This is a genomic window from Kordiimonas sediminis (assembly GCF_014656395.1).
In the GTDB taxonomy this organism is placed as follows: Bacteria; Pseudomonadota; Alphaproteobacteria; order Sphingomonadales; family Kordiimonadaceae; genus Kordiimonas_A; species Kordiimonas_A sediminis.
The window spans coordinates 319,877-339,304 of record NZ_BNCI01000002.1 but is presented as its reverse complement, the minus strand read 5'-3'; the positions used below and the strand labels follow the sequence as shown (position 1 = coordinate 339,304).

General features: G+C 49.0%; 14 protein-coding genes and 1 tRNA gene. 6 read left to right on the top strand and 9 right to left on the bottom strand.

Annotated features, from left to right (window positions below; genetic code table 11):
* Nucleotides 1-7: 7 nt before the first annotated feature.
* Complete coding sequence (locus IE181_RS09110) at nt 8-1,375, bottom strand: sodium-dependent transporter (protein WP_191252187.1); 1,368 nt, start codon at nt 1,373-1,375, stop codon at nt 8-10.
* Nucleotides 1,376-1,639: 264 nt separating this feature from the next.
* On the bottom strand, nt 1,640-2,560 hold the full coding sequence (locus IE181_RS09105; protein WP_191252186.1) for a TIGR01777 family oxidoreductase: 921 nt from the start codon (nt 2,558-2,560) through the stop codon (nt 1,640-1,642).
* A 131-nt stretch (nt 2,561-2,691) separates the two neighbouring features.
* On the opposite strand from IE181_RS09105, the gene IE181_RS09100 reads away from it, so the two are divergent.
* Nucleotides 2,692-4,302 carry a fumarate hydratase gene (locus IE181_RS09100; protein ID WP_191252184.1) on the top strand — a complete coding sequence of 537 codons (1,611 nt, stop codon included), beginning with the start codon at nt 2,692-2,694 and terminating at the stop codon, nt 4,300-4,302.
* A 95-nt stretch (nt 4,303-4,397) separates the two neighbouring features.
* On the opposite strand, the gene IE181_RS09095 is transcribed toward IE181_RS09100, so the two are convergent.
* The 3 genes from IE181_RS09095 to IE181_RS09085 form a co-directional block, all read right to left on the bottom strand.
* Entirely contained in the window at nt 4,398-6,491 is a 2,094-nt protein-coding gene (locus tag IE181_RS09095) for a TonB-dependent receptor plug domain-containing protein (protein ID WP_191252183.1), read from the bottom strand.
* A 364-nt stretch (nt 6,492-6,855) separates the two neighbouring features.
* Entirely contained in the window at nt 6,856-7,578 is a 723-nt protein-coding gene (phbB, locus tag IE181_RS09090; RefSeq protein ID WP_191252181.1) for an acetoacetyl-CoA reductase, read from the bottom strand.
* A gap of 56 nt (nt 7,579-7,634) precedes the next feature.
* Nucleotides 7,635-7,898: an ACT-like domain-containing protein gene (locus IE181_RS09085; RefSeq protein ID WP_191252179.1), complete on the bottom strand. Its 264-nt coding sequence runs from the start codon at nt 7,896-7,898 to the stop codon at nt 7,635-7,637.
* Between the two features lie 141 nt (nt 7,899-8,039).
* Between IE181_RS09085 and IE181_RS09080 the strand changes: the two genes are divergently transcribed.
* Nucleotides 8,040-8,513 carry an Lrp/AsnC family transcriptional regulator gene (locus IE181_RS09080; protein ID WP_191252177.1) on the top strand — a complete coding sequence of 158 codons (474 nt, stop codon included), beginning with the start codon at nt 8,040-8,042 and terminating at the stop codon, nt 8,511-8,513.
* A gap of 78 nt (nt 8,514-8,591) precedes the next feature.
* On the opposite strand, the gene IE181_RS09075 is transcribed toward IE181_RS09080, so the two are convergent.
* Both IE181_RS09075 and putA read right to left on the bottom strand, forming a co-directional pair.
* Nucleotides 8,592-10,004 carry an amidohydrolase gene (locus IE181_RS09075; RefSeq protein ID WP_229819297.1) on the bottom strand — a complete coding sequence of 471 codons (1,413 nt, stop codon included), beginning with the start codon at nt 10,002-10,004 and terminating at the stop codon, nt 8,592-8,594.
* A 202-nt stretch (nt 10,005-10,206) separates the two neighbouring features.
* Complete coding sequence (gene putA, locus IE181_RS09070) at nt 10,207-13,329, bottom strand: bifunctional proline dehydrogenase/L-glutamate gamma-semialdehyde dehydrogenase PutA (RefSeq protein ID WP_191252175.1); 3,123 nt, start codon at nt 13,327-13,329, stop codon at nt 10,207-10,209.
* Nucleotides 13,330-13,476: 147 nt separating this feature from the next.
* On the opposite strand from putA, the gene IE181_RS09065 reads away from it, so the two are divergent.
* The 3 genes from IE181_RS09065 (at nt 13,477) to IE181_RS09055 (ending at nt 17,239) form a co-directional block, all read left to right on the top strand.
* Nucleotides 13,477-13,953 (top strand): Lrp/AsnC ligand binding domain-containing protein, encoded by a 477-nt coding sequence (locus tag IE181_RS09065; protein WP_191252173.1) that lies wholly within the window; start codon nt 13,477-13,479, stop codon nt 13,951-13,953.
* Nucleotides 13,954-14,155: 202 nt separating this feature from the next.
* Nucleotides 14,156-16,600: a M1 family metallopeptidase gene (locus tag IE181_RS09060; protein ID WP_229819294.1), complete on the top strand. Its 2,445-nt coding sequence runs from the start codon at nt 14,156-14,158 to the stop codon at nt 16,598-16,600.
* Between the two features lie 123 nt (nt 16,601-16,723).
* Entirely contained in the window at nt 16,724-17,239 is a 516-nt protein-coding gene (locus IE181_RS09055; protein WP_191252169.1) for a DUF6702 family protein, read from the top strand.
* A gap of 81 nt (nt 17,240-17,320) precedes the next feature.
* Here the strand turns inward: IE181_RS09055 and IE181_RS09050 are convergent, their stop codons facing one another.
* A complete protein-coding gene (locus tag IE181_RS09050; RefSeq protein ID WP_191252167.1) occupies nt 17,321-18,133 on the bottom strand; it encodes a thioesterase family protein in 813 nt (270 codons plus the stop codon).
* 334 nt (nt 18,134-18,467) lie between these two features.
* Between IE181_RS09050 and IE181_RS09045 the strand changes: the two genes are divergently transcribed.
* Nucleotides 18,468-18,557: transfer RNA gene (locus IE181_RS09045), tRNA-Ser, on the top strand.
* A 182-nt stretch (nt 18,558-18,739) separates the two neighbouring features.
* Here IE181_RS09045 and IE181_RS09040 read toward each other — a convergent pair.
* Nucleotides 18,740-19,417, bottom strand: a complete 678-nt coding sequence (locus IE181_RS09040; RefSeq protein WP_191252164.1) for a DUF4336 domain-containing protein — start codon at nt 19,415-19,417, stop codon at nt 18,740-18,742.
* Between the last annotated feature and the right edge of the window lie 11 nt (nt 19,418-19,428).

Genomic DNA, 19,428 nt, shown 5'->3' with positions numbered 1-19,428 from the left:
AAGCAGATTATAGCCCCAGACTGTAGACAAACAGCGCGGCGATTGCCACCGGCACCAAATATCTGACAACCTGAAACCATAAAGCAAAAAAGATCGTGTCTTCCATCGGCAGCGCAGCGCGTACTCTGTCGCGCCCAACGCCCCAACCCACCATCAAGGCAAAAGCAAAAGCCCCGACCGGCAACACGATATTATTGGTAAACTCCCGCATCAGATCAAACCATGTCATCCCGTCAAAACCTAGCGCGGCAAGCGGGAAAACATGCTGCCAGTCTGTTAGAGACATGGCGGTCAGAAAACTGAAGAAGAAGGCAATAGAGACAACTAGCCAGGCAGATTTATACCGGGCTATTCCACTCTCTTCCATACGCTGTACCGCGGGTGCAATCATAGAGATCGCAGACGTTATCGCGGCAAACACAAGCAGTGTAAAAAAGATGCAAGCAACGATGCTACCTGCGGGCAATTGTCCAAACGCAATCGGAAGCGTTAAAAATACCAGCCCGGGGCCCGCTGCAGGCTCCACATCAAAACCAAACACAAAAGAAAATACCGCAAGACCAGCCACAATTGCGACCAACAGATCCATTGCCACAATCCACAGAACCGCGCGCGGCAAACGAACATTATCGCCCATATAGGCACCGTACATCATGATACCACCTACCCCGACAGAAAGTGTGAAAAAAGCCTGTCCGACGGCCTCCATCACAACGCGCGGGGTCAAAGTAATATCAGAGAAGCCAAACATAAAATTCGTGGCGGCGGCAAAGTCACCCACCAAGGCTGCATAAATGACCAACCCAATCAACATGATAAATAAGGCGGGCATTAACAGCTTACCTGCGCGTTCCAAGCCTGACCGTACATCCGCCGATACGATCAGGGCCGTTGCCGCACAAAACAGGCCGGACCAAACGAGTGGCAACAAAGGCCCTGCCTTGAAACTACTATCAAGGGCAGCGACATCTTCAGCAGAAACAGCGGAAAACCCACCTGTCAGAGATACAAAAATATAATGCATCGCCTGCCCTGCAATCACACTATAGTAGCCGAGGATAACAATCTGTGACACAACACCAAGCCAGACAGCCGGCGCCCAAGGTAGACGCGATCCTGATTGTTTCTGTAACGAGCGTAACGAGGTTGGCGGGCTGGCTTTGCCAAGCCTGCCCAGAAGAAGTTCCGCCATAAAAACAGGGGCTGCCACCAGCGCCAGCGCAAGCAGGTAAATCAGAACAAAACCACCGCCACCATTCTTGCCGGCAACATAGGTAAAACTCCAGACATTACCCAGACCAACAGCAGCACCAGCCGTCACAAGAATAAACGCAAGCCGCGAAGAGAACTTCGGTAAACTATTTGGATTTGACATACTTCCCCCGAACGATCTGCAGTCCTGCAGCCTTAAAACCCGGCAAAGCTTCGGTCAGGTCCTGATGTAAAGTCAAGTATCAAAAGGGGATAGCGAAGATACATAACAAACTATTGACTAAAAAGGGCATCCAGGCGGATACCCTTTTTAGTCAAATCGACATTACAGAAACTGTAAAACTGGAAACTGAAGCCAGCCCCTTAGTCTTCCCTCATTCTCCTGATAAATCAGGCGACAGTCTATAAGCGAGACAGCTGTGGGCAATCATTGTGCATGTAATTCGTGCCGGTATAGACTTAGGTCTGAGAAAGCGTCGTCAAGCGACGGATACTGAAAAACGAAACCAGCGGTTTCCAGTTTTTCTGCAGACATTCTCTGACCGGAAAGAAAGAGATGCTCCATCCCCCCTGGCAACAACCGCAAAAAGAATGACGGCACTTTTAGAAACGCCTTTTTGCCGTATACTCTGGCTAAACGCTCGGTAAAGATACGCTGCATCACCATGTCCGGCGCGGCCATATTTATAGGACCCGAGACTTGATTATCCTTCAAGGCGAACATCAACGCCCGGATTAAATCTGCCTTATGGATCCATGGGAAATACTGCTCCCCTGACCCAAGAATTGCGCCCATTCCGACTTTGGCTGGCAGTGCCAGTTTTGGAAAAGCACCCCCATCCTGGCCAAGAACAATGGAAATACGGGGAATTACCAAGCGCACGCCGTATCCCGTGACGCCGCTAGCTGCCGCTTCCCAATCTGCACACAGGCTAGACATAAAAATATTTTGCGGTGGTTCCTCCTCACCCAACAGATCATCTTTTCTGTCACCATAATATCCGGCAGCAGAGGCGCTGATCATCACAGACGGTTTTATTGCCATCCTGCCAACAAGGCGCACCAACTCCCGCGTTGTGTCTACCCTGCTGTTTAGGCACTTGTCCTTGTAGGACGATGTCCAAAGGCGGTCCGCAATAGGCGCGCCTGCAAGATTAATGATTGCCCCAACATGGGTATCAGCCCCCATGGTCCGCAAATCCGTTACGAGAGACACTGTTGGCCCCAACAATGCCGAAGCCGTGGACAGATCACGTACATAAGCAGTGACCTTGTATCCCTCAGCGAGTAGTTCCTGAACTAGTGTGGTCCCAATAAACCCCGTGGCACCTGTTATCAAAACATGCATCTATTAAATCCTTTTCTTCTTCTACGGAAAAAGAACCAGAATGGATGCACTTTCCACTGGCACCCCTATACTAGCATGATATAACAAGCGCGAATAAGATCAGACACCTACATTTAAGGCGGATATAATTCATGAGCGACTATACCTATTCCAAACTTTTTCAGCATGGATCGGATGACACTGAATACCGTAAACTCACCTCTGACTATGTTTCCACAATCGAAGTGGACGGACGAAAAATTCTGAAAGTGGAAGACGAAGGTCTGAAGCTTCTGTCCAAAGTCGCCATGTCTGATATCGCTCACCTTCTAAGGTCCAGCCATCTGCAGCAGTTGGCCGATATTCTGAAAGACCCTGAAGCATCAGAGAATGACCGCTTTGTTGCAACGGAACTGCTGAAAAACGCCAACATTGCAGCGGGACGTGTCCTGCCAAGTTGCCAGGACACAGGCACTGCGATCATTGTCGGGAAAAAGGGGCAAAATGTCTGGACCAGTGGTGACGACGCAGAACCACTGACACGCGGTGTGATGGAAACCTATACCGAAACAAACCTGCGTTACAGCCAGATGGCACCTCTGACCATGTACAAAGAAGTAAACACCAAAAACAACACCCCTGCGCAGATTGATATCTATTCTGGCACCGGGGCGCAGTATGACTTCCTTTTCATGGCCAAAGGTGGCGGAAGCGCAAACAAAACGTTCCTATACCAGCAGACAGCTGCCTTGCTGCGTGAGGATAAAATGCTGGCATTTCTGGATGAAAAAATTCGCACGCTTGGTACTGCGGCCTGTCCGCCATACCACCTGGCTATTGTAATTGGTGGTCTGTCGGCAGAACAAAATCTGGCAACTGTGAAAAAAGCGTCAGCACGCTACATGGACAATCTACCGACTGAAGGGGATGCTACTGGCCGTGCTTTCCGCGATCTGGAAATGGAAAAAGCAGTTCACCAGATGACGCAGAAAATGGGCATTGGTGCGCAGTTTGGCGGCAAATATTTCTGCCATGACGTTCGCGTCATACGTCTACCTCGCCACGGCGCCAGCCTGCCTGTTGGTATCGGCGTTTCCTGTTCTGCGGACAGACAGGCAAAAGCAAAAATCACAGAAGAAGGCATTTTCATCGAAGCACTGGAAACAGAGCCGGTAAAATACCTGCCGGAAGTCTCGCACGGTGATCTGTCTGCCGATGTGGTGAAAGTTGACCTGAACCGTCCGATGGCAGAAATCCTGTCCGAGCTGTCAAACTATCCGATCAAAACGCGCCTGTCCCTAAGCGGTACAATCGTCGTTGCACGGGATCTGGCACATGCCCGTATACAGAAAATGATCGAAGACGGCGCTGAAATGCCTGCTTATTTCAAAGATCACATCATCTATTATGCAGGCCCGGCGAAAACACCGGAAGGCTATGCGTCCGGTTCGTTTGGGCCAACAACCGCGGGCCGCATGGACAGCTATGTCGGACCTTTCCAGAAATTGGGTGGCAGCATGGTGATGCTAGCCAAAGGCAACCGCAGCAAAGCAGTCACCGACGCGTGTGCGGCAAATGGCGGCTTCTACCTGGGCTCAATCGGTGGTCCTGCTGCTATTCTGGCACAAAACAATATTCGCAAAGTCGAAGTATTAGACTTTGAAGAACTGGGCATGGAAGCCATTTGGAAGATTGATGTCGAAGACTTCCCGGCCTTCATCGTGGTGGATAATAAAGGCAACGACTTCTTCCGCGATATTTAGTCCGCACGCTAGACAAAAGATAAAGGGGACGATTTTTCGTCCCCTTTTTTGTATGACCTATATTCAATTTTCTCAAAACAGCGGCAAATCTGCTATTAGAATTGCCCGCTTAGAGAAATCGTGAAGGATGGATCCTGCGGATTATATTCCGTCTCAAAATAGTCCACAGTTCCTAACAAGCGACTATCTGCATACCGGATTTTTTCACTGCCTGTTGCAGGCGACAAAATATTATTTGCAGAAACAGACAGACGCACCACGTCAGACAATTTCTTTTCAACGAACAAGTTCAGGCTAGGAGCCTCACCGCCCCAATGCCCCGTTTCGTTATAATCAAACCAGTACCGTTTACTGCTCCAGTTAAGGGATCCGCCAATACGGCCGCCCCATTCCTGAAAACTACGGTCCAGACTGGCACTAAGATGATATTTGGCAAAGCCAGACATCAATCTTTTTTCATTCAGGAAAGGATCTATAATTGTTGAATCCTGAGCCAGCACCCTAAAGTCAAGTTTGGTCTCGTCTTCACCACGCCATATAAAACTGCTTTTCAGTTCGACGCCAAAACGTTTGGCCTTACCAATGTTGCCCGTGACACTCGTATCACCAAAAGGAACATCACCGATGGCATCATCCATCCAAAGATGGAATGCCTTTACACGAATACGACCGGCACTCTCAGCAAGCTGTTTTTCGTAAACAAGGGCAAGACGCCAATTCTTTGTCGGACTAAGATCTGGATTACCAGCCTCAACCTTCCCCTCATCCAGGTCAACAGACGTGATAAATTCATCAAAATTTAGCTGCCCAACATTTCTGCCGAAATCCACATTAACTTTTTCTGATGCATTCAGGTCGTGTGTCAGGGCAATGCGCGGTTTGAAGAAAGCCAGCTGTCTGCTTTGGGCAACGTCTTCGCCCTTTTGCCGGATTTTGGAAAACTCATATATACTGGAGACTTCCAGCCTTGTGTCATCGCTAACGGACTTTGACAGGTTGGCAAAAACCTCACCGCGCATTTCGTCAACCTCAGCGCTGGCATTATCAATATCAATGATTTCAAGTTCTTCGAGGTTATCGCCTGTGAATTCTTCCTGATCCTTTTGCAGGTAATTATAGGCCCCTTCTGCACCATAACGGACAGACCATCCGTCAAGAAACGGGCTGTTCAGAGTAGCCCGCACAACCGACTCTCCCCGCTCCCGGTCCTCGGCAGAGCGTGTGGCGGCAACTGGCAGATTGTCTGCTACTTCTTCCCTGTCTTCATTTTCCCAGCGGTCGTTATAAGACTGCAACATCGTTAAAGTCAGAGATGTGCTGGAGCTTAACTCTCCATCCAGATTGGCGCTTAGTTCATACGCGGTCAACTTCTGGTCCCGCATCTGGTCTTCATTCGACTGAACCAGCGCCTCATCGACGACCTCTGTGAAAGCTTCGTCGCGGATCACTTTCTCATCCTGGAACTTTAAAAGCCCATTCAGGGACATGGCAACATCGCTGAATAGCTGGTCATTATACCCAAACGAGAAATTCAGACCATCGCGGGTATAATCACCGGTTCTGTCTGCATTATAGACTTCTACTTCCTCAATAGAGTCACGGGTACGCACTTTTTGGAATTCCGTCTTGCGCTCAAATATTTCGGCACCAAGTGTGACCAACCGGCTACCGTTTCTGTAGTTCAGGTTTACACTGGCGTTCGGCGCCATGATACCGCGATTTTTGAGAATTGCCTCGGTTGCCCAGCGCCCTGTCAGCGCACTACTGCCCGGCTTCAACACCACATTGACAACCATATTACTGCCGGTCAGACCTAGGTGCTCGGCGCCATTACGGTACACTTCGATCGTCTCAACGCTGTCAGGCGGCATTTGTTCCAATACTGTCTGGGCACCAGTAGACTTGCCCGTAATGCGCTTACCGTTGATCAGCAATCGCTCACTGCGACCACCTAAACCGCGGCCACCACCGCCACCAGATAAAACAGAATCTGCATTAGGAATAAACTGCACCATCTGAAGGGCATTTGACGGATCACGTGCTTCGAAATACTCAGTCGCATAATTTTCAGGCGCGGGAGGGCTGGCGGCTGACACTGTCGGCGATGCCAGTGAATATATTACAGCAGACACCGCAATCAACGAAACAAAACCAGATTTTACCCTGTAGTTTGAAGCCGGTGTGTCCATGCCTGACTAGTCTCCATTGCCTGAATTAAAGAGTAGATTTTTATATTTCTTGTGCTGAGGTCGGAATCTTCGGCTAATTTGGTTAAAAAAACCTTTAGAATCCTGAAGCTACCGGCCAACCGTACCCTTTCCTCCTTACAAGAATCACTCGCGATTGCAAAGAATAATTTATTTTTGCAATAGTTTTTTTAACAAAATTGCGTATTCAGCCCTGAAAACGGCTAAAAACCTCACAAAATCACTGAAGTTTTTTCCTCAGGGTACAGAAAACTTCTTTCTTAGAATGACAAAAACCGGCAGATAGACACTGCCGGCTTCAAAGACTTTCAGAATTTTATTGTTTATTTCAGATACAGGTATCTGATTAATACATATGCTGGCCACCATTGATTGACAGCGTAGAGCCCGTGACAAAGTCCGCGTCTTCTGCCGCCAGGAAAGCAACACCGCGTGCAATATCATCTGCCTTGCCAAGGCGACCGGCAGGAATTTTGGCAATGATTTTTTCCAGCACATGATCCGGCACCGCCGCAACCATGTCTGTGTCTACATAGCCAGGGGCAATAGCATTGACCGTAATACCCCAACGCGCACCTTCCTGTGCCAGCGCCTTTGTGAAACCATGAATGCCGGATTTGGCGGCCGCATAGTTTACCTGTCCATACTGCCCGGCCTGCCCATTGATAGAGCCAATATTGATGACCCGCCCAAATTTTCTGTCTTTCATGCCGTCAAACGTAGCCTTGCACATATTATAGCAGCTACCCAGATTGGTATCGATCACCGCCTGCCAGGCATCATGATCCATTTTCTGCAGGGTGCCATCGCGCGTAATGCCTGCATTGTTTACAAGAACATCCACACCGCCCAGCGCAGCCTCGACGGCACGGACACCAGCCTGGCATGCCTCAAAGTCACTAACATCAAACCGGAACACCGGAATACCTGTTTCCGCGGAAAAAGCCTCGGCTTTTTCTGTGTTCCCCGCATAGTTTGCAGCCACCTGAAAGCCATCAGCCTTCAGTTTTTTACAAATTGCCGCCCCTATACCGCGGGTTCCACCTGTCACTAATGCCGTTCGAGCCATATCATCCTCCCACCTGATGTTTTTAAAGATGTCTGGCTACGCTGCACTCCCCGAAACTATGCAGCAGCGCGGACCAGTGTTTCCATTCTTACACCGCGAACTGTTACGATTTGAAGTAATTTATTTTTCAGAACCGTTGCACTGTCATCTTCCAGATTGGAACAATATAGTTCGATGAACTGGTGGCCATCTTTTGTTTTACGTGCGGAAACCGTATCATAACACAGCCCGCGCAAGGTAAATTGTTCCAGAACACGGGACAAAGTGTTTGCTTCATACTCCGCCTGCACTGCGAAAGTCGTTTGTGTATTACTTTTCAAAACCATTTCCTGAACCTCTCAGAATGTTGTGTGAATTTTGACCCATAATACGGCTTTTCTTAGGGAATTTGTCCCTAGTTTTCCTTGCAATACACAAATTTACGGAATATTTTCCCTGAAAATAAACATTTTGAGGAATATATGTCATACAAACTTGATGAACTGGATACACGCATCCTGAAAGAGCTGCAAAAAGATGCACGGATTTCACTGGTCGATCTGGCAGAGAAAATTTCCTCATCCAGATCTGTTGTCTGGCGCCGCATTCAAGGCATGGAACAGGCAGGCATCATCCAAAAGCATACGGTCATTCTGGACCCAAAGCTTGTTGGCGTCGGCGTCATGGTTATCGCACAGGTAAAAATGCAGGCCCACAATCGGGAAGCACTTCCTAATTTTATTGAGAAAGTTAAAAGCTTTCCCGAGGTTGTTGAATGCCACACTCTGATGGGCAACATCGACTTTATCCTGAAAGTCATGGTGAAAGATGTACAGGCATATGAAGAATTTTTCTGGAACCGCCTGTCACAGATTGAAGGCGTCCGGGAAATCAGTAGTTCCATTGCGCTTACTGCAGTGAAAAATACTACTGAACTTCCTATTCGGCTTGACTAGGCCCCTTACGGGTGTCGCCTAACAAAAAGGCAGGGAGTATCCCTGCCTTTCTTCTAATCCAGTATTTTGAGCTGCTGCTTACTTTGCAATCGCCTTCTTGATCTCAGCGCCTTTTCGTACCGCTGCGGCCCGCACCTCTTCGGCATTCAGGCTTTTAACCTGCCTGTCTTCCATCAAAACAGCACCGTCCACAATAGTTGTGACAACATCGCGACTGTTAACCGCGTAAACAAGATGACTGATGACATCATACAGCGGTGTTGTCTCTGTGCTTTCCAGAGATATCTGGATCATATCAGCACGCTTGCCAACTTCCAGGGAACCCACGAGACTATTTTGACCAATAGCTTCGGCACCGCCAAGGGTTGCCATATGAAGCGCCGCACGTGCAGGCACAGCAGTGGCATCACCGCTTACACCTTTATGCAGAAGCGCGGCCAGGCGAATTTCTTCCCACATATCCAGATTATTGTTGGACGCAGCACCGTCTGTTGCCAACCCAACCTTCACGCCAGCTTTCAGCATTTGCGGTATTGGGGCAAATCCGGCAGCCGTTTTCATGTTAGATGTAGGATTATGGATGGCACCCAGAGGTGCCTCAGCCAGCATTTTGATCTCGTCTTCATTTGGCCAGACCACGTGCGCAGCAATCATATTTACATCCAGCATACCGATGTCTGCAACATGAGGGATTGGGCGCTTGCCGTACCGCTCCAGAATTGTCTCGGTCTCTGACTTGTCCTCTGCCAAATGCATGGATATCCAGCCGCCTGTTTTTTTGGCTTCTGCAACCACCTCTGCAAGATGCTCTTCAGAAACTGTATAAGGGGCATGCGGGGCATAAGCCGGACGGATACGCGGGTGCTTACCCATCCAGTCTGCTACGAATTTTTTCGCGGCAGCAAAGCTGTCATCCCATCCTTTGAACCCCGGGCTGGGAAAGTCAATGGCCGGAGCAGACAGGGTTGCACGTACGCCGCACCTCTCAACAACAGCCGCGATAACCTCTGGATAAAAATACATATCAACAAAGTTGGTTGTGCCTGTTTCAATCATTTCAAGGCACGCGAGACTGGATCCGATTTCAATCATTTCAGGGTCTACAAACTGCCCTTCCAGCGGGAAAATGTATTTCTGCAGCCATGTCATTAATTCATAGTCATCCGCAACACCGCGGAACATGGTCATGGCCGTATGGGTGTGACCATTAATCAGGCCCGGCATCAACACACGGCCTTCACCCCCAATTACCTTATCTGCCTGATAGGACGCTGCAATATCTGCCTCTGGACCAACTGCGATAATAACGCCGTCCCGGACAACCACTGCCGCTTTTTCCTGCACCGAACTCTCTGGTGCCATAGATACAAGATAATCTGCTTTAACGATCAGATCCGCCATTGTTCTCTCCGCGGCAAAAAGGGGAAATGTAGCAAGGATGGCACCAATGCCGACCAATGCCGATTTGACTAATGATGGTAGGGTAAACACCTGACCTGACTCCCGAGCTGTTAATATGGCGGGAGAATACCCAATTCGGTCAACTTTACCAATGTTTTTGGGCACCGTTTTCCATATCCAGAAAACACTCTGGCTGCAGCCCCATATCGATGCAGTGTATCTCTGACATAACAAAAAATTCCCCGCCCTGAGTGCCAGAGCGAGGAATTTACTCTTCTTTCAAATCTTAGGCTTAACCCAACATCAACAGATCAGCGTTACCGCCGGTCGCAACGGTGTTGATAGTCAGGACGCGTTCCCCGGCAAACCTGTGCATGTAAAGCGGTCCACCTGCCTTTGGCCCAGTACCAGAAAGCCCTTTACCACCGAATGGCTGAACCCCAACAACGGCTCCAATCTGGTCACGGTTGACATAGGTATTACCAGCAAGACTATTTGCGTAAATATAATCTGCCATGCCCTCGATGCGACTGTGGACTCCGATTGTCAGGCCATACCCAGTTGCCTTCAACTCATCCAAATGACGTTTCAAATCCCGTGTCTTATATCTAACAACATGCAGAATTGGGCCAAATTGCTCTTTCTGCAGATCGTTCGCGCCACTGATTTCAAACATATAAAGGCCAACAAAGTCACCGTTTGAACACTCTGGTCCCGGCTTGACTTTGTGCAACAGTTTACCAGCATCCGACATTGCATGTGCATGCGCCAACAGCCCCTGCTTGGCTTCATCATCAATAACAGGGCCAATATCGGTCGTCAGTTTTGCAGGGTCACCCAGTGCCATTTCATCCATGGCGCCTTTGATCATCTCGATCACTGTGTCGGCAATATTATCCTGAATATACAGAATACGAAGCGCACTACAGCGCTGTCCTGCACTGTGGAAAGCTGAACGCACAACATCATCCACAACCTGCTCAGGCAGGGCTGTGCTGTCTACGAACATGGCGTTTTGACCACCAGTTTCAGCAATGAACGGAATGATCGGCCCTTCACGGTACGCCAACACGCGAGAGATGATCTTGGCCGTGTCTGTCGACCCTGTCATCGCTACCCCTGCAATTTTCTCGCTGGATGTCAGGGTTGCACCAACTGTCTCACCCGTACCAGGCAGAAGATGCAGAACGTCACCAGGGATGCCTGCCTTGTGCAACAGTTTCACTGCCTCGTAAGCAACAATAGGTGTCTGCTCTGCCGGCTTGGCCAGAACGGCATTACCCGCAGCCAGTGCAGCAGCGACCTGCCCCATGAAAATCGCCAATGGGAAGTTCCACGGACTGATACAAACAAATACACCACGTCCATGAAGTTTATACAGGTTCTTTTCGCCAGTTGGTCCAGGCATCCTGATTGGATCTGTAAACTCCGCACGGGCCTGGGCTGCATAATACCGCAGAAAGTCAATAGCTTCGCGAACTTCGGCAATTGCATCAGACAAGGTTTTCCCTGCCTCGCGCACCAATAACGCCATAAACTCGTTATATCTGTCTTCAAGGGCGTCCGCCGCATCTTCCAGATATCTTGCACGCGCCTCACCACCGATAAAGTCCCAGTCTGGGTATGCTTCAACAGCAAGCTCTGTTGCCAGCAATACCTGCTCCTGCGTTGCTTCCTGTACCTCACCAAGCACATCAAGACGCATAGCAGGATTTGTCGCGGGCTGCCCCATACCGACCTGATCCTTACCGCCAATAATCGGCGCAGCTTTCCACACCTTATCCTGATACTTGGCAAGATCATCCATCAAAGGCTCAACATCGACAATATCTGTCAGATCCAGCCCCTTGGAATTACGGCGGTCCTTACCGAAAATCTCGAGCGGAAGTGGAATTTGATCGTGGGCGATTGTTGCATAGTCATTAACGATTTCAATCGGATCAACAACCAAATCCTCTACTGCAACCTTTTCATCAAGGAAACGGTTAACAAAAGAAGAGTTCGCACCATTCTCCAACAAACGACGGACCAAGTATGCCAGCAGATCCTTGTGATTACCCACCGGCGCGTAAACGCGAACCTGCGGGAATTCTTCAACATGGGTTGCCGCGGAAGAGAACATAAGCTCACCCATACCGTGAAGGCGCTGGAATTCGTACCCTGTTGTATTGCCGGCAATCCGAAGAACAGCTGCAACCGTATGGGCATTATGCGTCGCAAACTGCGGATAAAGAACGTCACGGTTTTTCAGCGCAAGGGATGCACATGCCAGATAGGAAACGTCTGTTGACGCCTTGCGTGTCATAACCGGGTACCCTGGCAGACCTTCTTCCTGTGCCAGTTTAATTTCTGTATCCCAGTATGCGCCTTTTACAAGACGGACCATAAATTTCCGGTCAGTTTCCTGCGACAGTTCAATAACCCACTTCAGGACTGCATACGCACGGCGACCATAGCACTGTAGCGCCAGACCCAGACCATTCCAGTCTGCCAGTTCAGGCGCGCGTGCCAATGCTTCGATAATGTCCAGCGACATATCCAAACGTGCTGCTTCCTCTGCATCAATTGTCAGATGCATATTGGATGCCTTTGCCATTTTACAAAGCTCCAGAATCCGGGGGTAGAGTTCCGTCATTACCCTCTCAGACTTTTGGAATTCATATCGCGGGTGCAGCGCCGATAACTTTACCGAAATACCATGACCTTCTTCAGGACTGGTTGGACGCGTTGCCGCTACATTGGAAATAGCTTCACTGTAAGATTCGAAATAGCGATCAGCATCCACAGCTGTTCGGGCACCCTCTCCCAGCATATCAAAGGAACAAACCTTACCGTTTTTGCGAGTCAGCTTGATTGCTTCCTGAATCGTACGACCCAGAACAAATTCACTGCCCATGATCTTCATGGCCTGCTGAATTGCTTTGCGTACAACAGGTTCTCCCAAACGAGAGACCATACCGTTCATCCATTTGGAAGGATCTTTGGTAATTTTCGGGTCAAGACGAACGAATTTTCCTGTAATCATCAACGCCCAGGTTGCGGCATTCACAAACGATGAACCTGATCTGCCCTTATGGCTGCTCCAGTTGCCACTGGATAGCTTCTCGTTAATCAATGCATCAGCAGTATCTGCATCCGGAACACGCATCAAAGCCTCAGCCAAACACATAAGGGCAATACCCTCCTGGTTTGACAATCCAAACTCCTGCAGAAAAGCATCAAGAAGACTACGTTCCTTCTGACGACTTCTAGCAGTTGTTACAAAGGCTTGTGCATCTTGCACAGCCTTTTCCCTAATCGACCTGTTCATCTTAATGCGCCCAATCAGTTCAGGCACCAAAACATCTTCATTTGCGTAGGTCAGACTACGGATTTCTTCGCGGACTTTCAAAAGCTTCGGAGACGAGTTAGTCATTCACATTCCTTCACAACAAATGGCCTACTGGCAGCTAAAATGATGGCGGGACAATGCCAGTTATTATGCAGGATTAAATTCTTTTTGTTCATGTTTTTACATTATTTTATTCTGTGAATTTTTTATTTTTAGTGATAAGCACTGATTATGAAAGATTCCAGACTAGATAAAATTGATCGCCGGATTTTGACAGAACTGCAAAATGATGGTCGCATTTCCAATGTTGAGCTGGCCTCACGGGTTGGACTTAGCCCTACCCCCTGCCTTGAACGTGTCAAGCGCCTGGAAAAAGCCAAATATATACAAGGATATACGGCCCGACTGGACGGCAGTAAGCTGAATTTGAACCTGATTGCATTCATCGAAGTTTCACTGGATAAAACCAGCGTGGATGCATTTGACCGATTCCATGAAGCTGTAAAGCGAATCCCTGAGATTCAGGAATGTCATATGGTTGCAGGCGGCTTTGATTATCTGATGAAAGTGCGCGTGCGCAACATGCCTGCGTACCGAAAGTTCCTCGCCAGCAGGCTTGCTGTGCTGCCCGGCGTGGACCGAACACGAACCTATGTCGTTATGGAAGAAGTAAAAGACAGCCAATCACTTGTCATTCCGGACCTATGACAATACGCTTTTTACACTGCCAGTTCTGCATTTAGCCTGCCTGCAACTGAAATCTTGAATGCCTGCTATCTTCTTGATAGTGTCGCCTCTTTGATAGCGGGAGTCTGCCCGGCCCCCGATCAAGCAATATTTTTGATTCCAAGGCGCGTCACCCTGTTCAGTCCGGGAATGTCCTAGCCTTCCGATGAGGGGAACATCGTTCATGATTCGAGTAAAAACACTAATGTCATTAGTAGCCGGTGCTGGTTTGCTTCTGAGTGGTTCTATCGCTCAAGCAGATGAGAGTATCGGCAGCGGCGCACGTGCCTTCAAACAGCTGGAAGAAATTCTGCCGTCTCCAAACGTTTATCGTGATGCAAGTGGCGCCCCTGGGCCAAACTACTGGCAGCAGGAAGCCGATTATAAGATCAAAGTTCGGCTGGATGAGCAAAACCGTCGTATAATCGGCGCCGAAACAATTACCTACACAAACAATGCCCCTACCTCTCTTCGTTATCTTTGGGTGCAGCTGGATCAGAATAAGTTCAATAATGGCTCCATTTCCCGCCGGACAGAGACTGCGTCCAAACGAGACGGTAAAGACAGCCTGTCTTTCAGCGCCCTGCGCCGCGAACAGTCACATGAAGAACGCCCATACGGTGCAGAAATCAAAGCAGTGAAAGACGCGCGCGGTAACGATCTGAAATATACCATTGTTGATACAATGATGCGGATTGACCTGCCTGCGCCACTGAAGACTGGTGGTCAGACAGTATTCTCTATCGACTGGGAACATAACATCATTCAGGAAGCCTCGATCGGAGGCCGCGGTGGCTATGAGTGGTTTGAGGAAAATGATACATATATCTACTTTCTTGCCCAGTGGTTCCCTCGGATGGCTGCATTCACAGACTATACTGGCTGGCAGCATAAACAATTCCTCGGCCAGGGTGAATTTACCCTTGAATTTGGCGATTATGATGTAGAAATCACCGTTCCAAGTGACCACATCGTTTCTTCTACGGGCGTTTTGACAAACCCGGGCGCTGTACTAACCAAAACCCAGCGTGACCGCCTGAAGCAAGCGGAAAAGTCCGACAAGCCAATTTATATTGTCACGCCGGAAGAGGCCCTTGAGAACGAACAGGACAAAGAAACTGACCTGAAAACATGGAAATTTAGCGCTGAGAATGTCCGCGACTTTGCCTGGTCCAGTAGCCGCAAATACATCTGGGACGCGATGGCGCACCACCAGGAGGGCGGTAAATACGACACCGTTATGGCAATGTCTTTCTTCCCGAATGAAGCAGATCCTGTCTGGTCGCTTTATTCTACACAGGCTGTTGTCCATACCATGGATGTATATAGCAAATATTCCTTCCCTTACCCGTACCCTGTTGCGCAAAGCGTAAACACATGGGCCGGTGGCGGCATGGAATATCCCATGATCACTTTCAACGGTTATCGACCCGTCCTGGACAAGGAAACTGGCCAGAAGACCTACTCACGCCGGACAAAATACGGTTTGATCGGTGTGGTTATCCACGAAATCGGTCATATCTATTTCCCGATGGTGGTCAATTCAGACGAACGTCGTTGGACATGGATGGATGAAGGTCTAAACACCTTCCTGGAATATCTTGCTGAAGTAGAATGGGAAGAGAACTTCCCAGCGTTTGGAAATAAAACAAACCTTCTGGACAGCATTACAGATTATATGACCAGTGCAAATCAAGTGCCGATCATGACCCAGTCTGACAGTGTTATTTCCTTTGGCCCGAATGCTTATACCAAGCCTGCATCTGCCCTGACTGTCCTGCGCGAAACCGTGATGGGCCGCGAACAGTTTGATTATGCATTCAAGGAATACGCACGCCGCTGGAAATTCAAGCGACCGACACCGGCCGACTTTTTCCGCACAATGGAAGATGCATCGGGTGTCGACCTGGACTGGTTCTGGCGTGCATGGTTCTACACCAATGACCATGTAGACATCGGTATTACGGATGTCCGTTCCTACACCGTATCCACACAGGACCCAGAGGTGGAATTCCCGCAAGACCGGGCGCAGAAAGCTAAGGATCAGCCCGAGCCACTGCAGCAAAGCCGTAACCGCGAGGCGGGCATCAAAACACGCCTGCAACGTGTTCCTGCATTGAAGGATATGTATAACGACAATGATGAGTTCACTGTCACCAATAAGGATAGGAATGAGTTTAATAGCTTCCTGGATGGTCTGAAACCATGGCAGAAACGCGTTTACGAAAAAGCTATGGCAGACAAGAACTTCATCTATTTCGTAGACTTCAAAAATATCGGCGGCGTGCCGTCACCCCTGCCTGTAACGCTTCATTTTGAAGATGGCAGTAGCGAAGACATGCTGATACCAGCAGAAATCTGGCGCTTTAACAGCATGAATGTCACCAAAATGATCATTCGTGACAAGAAAATCGCCTCGGTTGAGCTTGATAGACACCATCAGACGGCTGATGCAGACTTTGGAAATAATCATTTCCCACAGCAAATCAGCCAATCGCGGATCAAACTTTACAAAAGCGACCGCAAACGTAAGGACTTGATGGCAGATATGCTGGTGAAGCTGAAAGATCGCGCCAAGGCAGAAGCAAAAGGTGACGACAAGGAAGTCCCGCTGACACCAGCTAACTAAACCTTACTTTCCTGACTACATGGTCAGGCGCAGTGTACAAAATGGACCCGCCTGTGTATATCCAACATATGCAGGCGGGTTTTCTATGAAGCCCCCTGCCTTATTGCATTAATGAGATTACTGATGATTAAAAAGTTCGCACTCTATCTGTTCTCTGTGTTGATACTCATGCAGTTCAGCATAACCGGTGCGCACGCACACCGTACGCAGATGTCCATAACCACGTTAGAGTATCTGCCAGCCGCTGCAGGCATGACAATCGAGATCACACACAAAATCCATTATCATGACGCACAGGAAGCGTTATTGCTTTCCGATCAGGGTGCCACAGGCATGTCCGTCATGGAGCTGGAGGCACAGGCCCGCTTCGCGCTGTATACTTCACAGAATTTTTCCCTGTGGCACGACAATGCCAAGACTGATGTAACCCTGATTGGTGCAGAAGTGGACGGCGACTATATTTATATCTATCAGGAAGCTACGCTTGAGACGGCACCACAGACAATTACCGTAGACTGCTACATACTACGGGATGTGTTCGGATCCTTTGGCAACCATGTAAACATCCGCAGGGGCAGAAATGTCCAGACCCTTATTTTTCAAGGTGATGAAGGTGTAAAGTCTGCGCCCCTGCCGTAAAGGCCAAATACCTAGGCAGCCACTAATCACTTCACAAAAGGGGCCTCGGCGCCCCTTTATGCTTTTGTCGTGCCTCCCCGCTTAGGAAAAAGACTTGCCACTGAAATAACACATGCATTGGTGGCTTAGCATGATCAGATTGCCTGCCTCGTCATAGATACGCCCTGCCTGCTGGCTATAGCCGTCCTGTGCATCCTCCAGCGTATAGTCCAGATGGAACCACTGTGTTTCAAAATCCTGCGGCTGTGTCAGTATTTCAATTTTCCAGGTCAGGCTGCTTGCTACAAGCGGTGAAGTATAATGCGACATCACCACTGGGGGCGGCACATCTGCAATCGCCATCATGCGTTCAAGTGGATAGGCGCTCATATCATCGCGCAGTCGGGTCCATAAATTCAGTGTCGAATCTTCTTTGCCTGACATCGGCATACCGTTCCCCACCCATTTATTCTCAAAATACTGGATAAAGTTTGGCATCACCCCCTTCACAAAAGGCGCGGACGGATATTTATCCAGCGGGGGTAAGTCATCCCGTGCTGGCTGCCTGTAACGAAGTTCGTCACGTCCCTGTCCGTACACAGCTGATATCTGTGCGATAAAGGCGTCTCCTTGCGTAATCTCTACACAGTACTGTGCAACAGATTTCCCGGTACGCAGCGTTCTGACATGTATTTCACACGTCCCACTTTGCATCGGCCCGACGAATGAAACCATTAAGGACCGCAAGGGGCGTGTTTCCTGGCTATGAAGCTGCAGCGCACGCACGCCAATCGCGCCGGTCAGGCCACCAAATGCAGCACGGCCTTGCAGCCAATTGTCTGGCACTTCTGCGGTGTAAGCCCCGTTTTGCCCCTTGACCGTGTCAATAACGTCCGGAAATGTCCAATCACTCATAATACATAACTCTTTTTCTATTCCTGATGCAGCTCTTTACCCGGCATACAAACCTTTGAGAACCTGCTTGGTACCGTACCGACATGCCGTCTTGCCATCAGATAGCACTTTCATGCTCTGCCTTGTCTTATATGAAGGCTGCACATGAACTTATCAGCCACTTTTGACGGCAAAAATTCGCGCGGAAAACCCCCAACATGTCAGCTTGAATGCCATGATGGATAATCAGGTCCAGCTACACAAGTTATAAATATGAAAGGGTCACATAAATTTTTTTATACTTTTTAAGAATGGAGCGTTGACATACCTGAGCGGTTTATATATTCACGGCCTCGGAGACGTGGCTGAGTGGCTGAAAGCGCTCCCCTGCTAAGGGAGTATACTGGAAACGGTATCGAGGGTTCGAATCCCTTCGTCTCCGCCATCAACCCCAGGATAACCGGGGTTTTCAAGCCCAATGAAAATCATACTTCAACTGGCTGTTTTGCAGGGCCTTGCATCCTTTTGCGCCTTATACGGAGCAAATAAGGCGTAACAATTACGTCACGCCCTGCAGCGCCCTATCTAAAGAAGTAGTTATCAGGACTGTCTTACTGACAGTCTACATTAGATAATCGCGGCCCAGGCATCGCGGAAAATCTCTGCCACATTTTCGTCTTCGATAATTCTGCCATGGGACATTACAATCCGCCGAATATCCCATGCACAGACCGTATCGATTGCATGCTGCATCGCCTCTTTATCCTTCACATAGGATTTATGGTAAAAAGCAACCTTGGGCGCGCCGTACGCCCGGATCAAACGAAAGAACATGCGTTCACTAAAAGACTGTTCTGACTGTATGTTATAAAGCAGATCACAGGTAATCAGTGTTTTGCTGGCCTTATGATACAGGACAGTTTCCTGAATATCATGCCCTTCAAAGGTAACCTGCTCCAGATACTCATTTGATGCAATCGGCGTTGCATCCTTTAGTGTCTTTGCACCCTCAACCGATCCAATTTTTAAAACCACCCCATCTGCGATCCATGCTGTCGCATCCGGGAACGCCTGAAGCGCCTGTCGGAAGTAAAGATAATGCATCGTATTGGGTGCGATAATCGCCCGCACTGGGCCAATGTCAGCAATCGCATCAAGGTCTTGCTGTGATAGGGCCACCGGCGAATAAATCAGCACACCATCACCAACCCATACGATACTCATACGGGCACTGCCCTTTGCACCAAGAACTTTAAAACTTGAATCCAGACACCATAGACCTTCATCAACCTGACGAATACTCACGGTACTTTTCC

Coding starts and splice junctions, on each gene's coding strand:
- IE181_RS09110 (WP_191252187.1), bottom strand. CDS start 1,375: ATGTCAAATCCAAATAGTTTACCGAAGTTCTCTTCGCGGCTTGCGTTT.
- IE181_RS09060 (WP_229819294.1), top strand. CDS start 14,156: ATGATTCGAGTAAAAACACTAATGTCATTAGTAGCCGGTGCTGGTTTG.
- IE181_RS09095 (WP_191252183.1), bottom strand. CDS start 6,491: ATGGACACACCGGCTTCAAACTACAGGGTAAAATCTGGTTTTGTTTCG.
- IE181_RS09065 (WP_191252173.1), top strand. CDS start 13,477: ATGAAAGATTCCAGACTAGATAAAATTGATCGCCGGATTTTGACAGAA.
- phbB (WP_191252181.1), bottom strand. CDS start 7,578: ATGGCTCGAACGGCATTAGTGACAGGTGGAACCCGCGGTATAGGGGCG.
- IE181_RS09080 (WP_191252177.1), top strand. CDS start 8,040: ATGTCATACAAACTTGATGAACTGGATACACGCATCCTGAAAGAGCTG.
- IE181_RS09100 (WP_191252184.1), top strand. CDS start 2,692: ATGAGCGACTATACCTATTCCAAACTTTTTCAGCATGGATCGGATGAC.
- IE181_RS09050 (WP_191252167.1), bottom strand. CDS start 18,133: ATGAGTGATTGGACATTTCCGGACGTTATTGACACGGTCAAGGGGCAA.
- IE181_RS09105 (WP_191252186.1), bottom strand. CDS start 2,560: ATGCATGTTTTGATAACAGGTGCCACGGGGTTTATTGGGACCACACTA.
- putA (WP_191252175.1), bottom strand. CDS start 13,329: ATGACTAACTCGTCTCCGAAGCTTTTGAAAGTCCGCGAAGAAATCCGT.
- IE181_RS09055 (WP_191252169.1), top strand. CDS start 16,724: ATGATTAAAAAGTTCGCACTCTATCTGTTCTCTGTGTTGATACTCATG.